At 39.9% G+C, this 2,079-nt stretch carries 1 protein-coding gene; it reads left to right on the forward strand.

Going from position 1 to position 2,079, the window contains the following annotated elements:
- Positions 1–123: 123 nt before the first annotated feature.
- Complete coding sequence (locus GH808_RS15000; protein WP_186843591.1) at positions 124–1,551, forward strand: IS110 family RNA-guided transposase; 1,428 nt, start codon at positions 124–126, stop codon at positions 1,549–1,551.
- Positions 1,552–2,079 lie beyond the last annotated feature (528 nt).

Raw genomic sequence — 2,079 nt, forward strand, 5'->3', positions numbered from 1 at the left:
AGAAAGCTTCCTGTATAATTTAAATAGGTCAAGGGATTGACAATAAAAAATACCTCAAGTAAATTTAGATTATTACTGACCAGCCAGTTGGTAAAAATCCAAAGAATACAAGAGGTATCTAAAATGAATATTAAAGGCAAAAAGAAGAAAAATCAAGTTATTACAGCAAATATTTTTGAACAGCAAGAAAATTCAGCAAAAATGGAGGGGATAAAGGGTAATCTTAAAGCTTCTACCTGGCATCAGTTAGAAACAAAAGGTAAGTTCACTAAGAATGATAAGCTTACATTTATCAGTGATGATATGCTTATTCTAGGATGCGATATCGGCAGCGAAACTCACTATTTAAGAGCAATTGATACCAGAGGTAAGGAACTCAATAAGTCTGCATTTCCTTTTAGCAATACAGCAGAGGGATTCCAAAGTGCAAAAGACTGGGCAGTTAAAATAGCTGCGGCAAATGATAAAAAACAGATTGTATTAGGCCTGGAGCCAACAGGACATTATTGGTTCTGCCTGGCTACATGGATGATTACGCATGGAATCAGCGTTGTTCAGGTGAATCCGTATGCGGTAAAGCAGACAAAAGAACTTGAGGATAATAGCCAGCTTAAGGATGACAGCAAGGATCCAAAGCTTATTGCAAATCTTATTAAGGATGGCAACTTTGGAATGCCATACCTTCCTGAAAAACTGTATGCGGATCTCCGTAGGCTGTCAATGTTCAGGGAACAGTTGAATGAGGATAGAATCCGATTTCTCAATCGACTTCATCGAGAGATGAAGATATATTTTCCGGAGTATAAGGAGGCATTGGGAAAGTTTGATGGAGCGTTCAGCTTGGAACTGCTAAAAAAAGCACCCTTTCCAGAGGACCTTCTTTTATTAGGCAATGATGGAATCAGACAGATTTGGCATAATGCCAAGCTGAGAGGTCGCGGTTATAGCAGAGCTGAAGAAATCTTAAAATATGCCAGGGAAAGTGTTGGTATGAAGGATGGAGCTGAAGCAAGCAAAACGGCTGTAAAGTGGTTTGTCGAAAGAATTCGAGAACTGGATGAAGAACTTTTGGAAATAGAGAATCAACTGAAGCAGAAATGCAAAGAAATTCCATATACTGAGAACATTCTTGAAGTATCAGGTATTGGAGAAAACATACTTTCTGGAATACTATCAGAGATGGGTGATATTTCGAGATTTGATGATGTAAAGGAAATACAGAAGCTGAGTGGATTAGGGCTTGTAGCATGTAGTTCCGGTAAGCACAAAGGAAAAACCAAGATCAGTCATAGAGGACGCAAGCGGCTTAGATATTGGTTGTTCCAGGCGGCGAGGTCTGTCGTGGTCCATTCAGAGGAATTCAAAGAACTTCATGTCTACTATACGACGCGGTCAGAAAATCCGCTTAAGAAGATGCAGTCGCTGATAGTCATTGCCTGCAAGCTACTTAGAGTGATTTACACAATCCTTACAAAAGGCACAGTGTATGATCCGAAGAAGTTAATAGCGGATATAAAGAGACCAGGCAGACTGGAACCTGTTGCAGCATAACAGAAATAAGTAGGCCGTAGTATCATTCCAGACCCTTGCTGGGATTCAGACAAATCTGGATTCGAGCAGGGTTCTGGAAAGTAACCCGATCATGATGAAGTAACTTGTGTACTCCATCAGCAACAAGACCAACGGCGAGAAGCAAGGTATAGCGTCCACTGAATATCAGTTCCTTGAACATCCGAATCGGTCAGTAAAATCAAATAAAAACAAGAGCTGTAGCTGGCAGTAGTTCTCTCCGTAGGGCATGACCCTGTTAGAAAGCTTAGCTGGCACTCGGTGTATGAACAGGTGGGACGAAGGAAGTTGGGACATGATCCCTTTAGACACGGAAGGTTCACCATCATAGCTAAACAGAGGAATTATAGCCTTTATGAAGCAAAATAAGAGGATGCTTTATAAGTTATACCTATTTTTAGCTATTCAGTACAAGATATAATGACTGTTCTGCACTTTTAGCTCTACTTAGCGAGGTAACTATTTAAATAAAAGCCTTAAAAATCAATGATTTGAGGCTTGACATTATAG

The organism is Acetobacterium fimetarium (assembly GCF_014284475.1).
In the GTDB taxonomy this organism is placed as follows: Bacteria; Bacillota; Clostridia; order Eubacteriales; family Eubacteriaceae; genus Acetobacterium; species Acetobacterium fimetarium.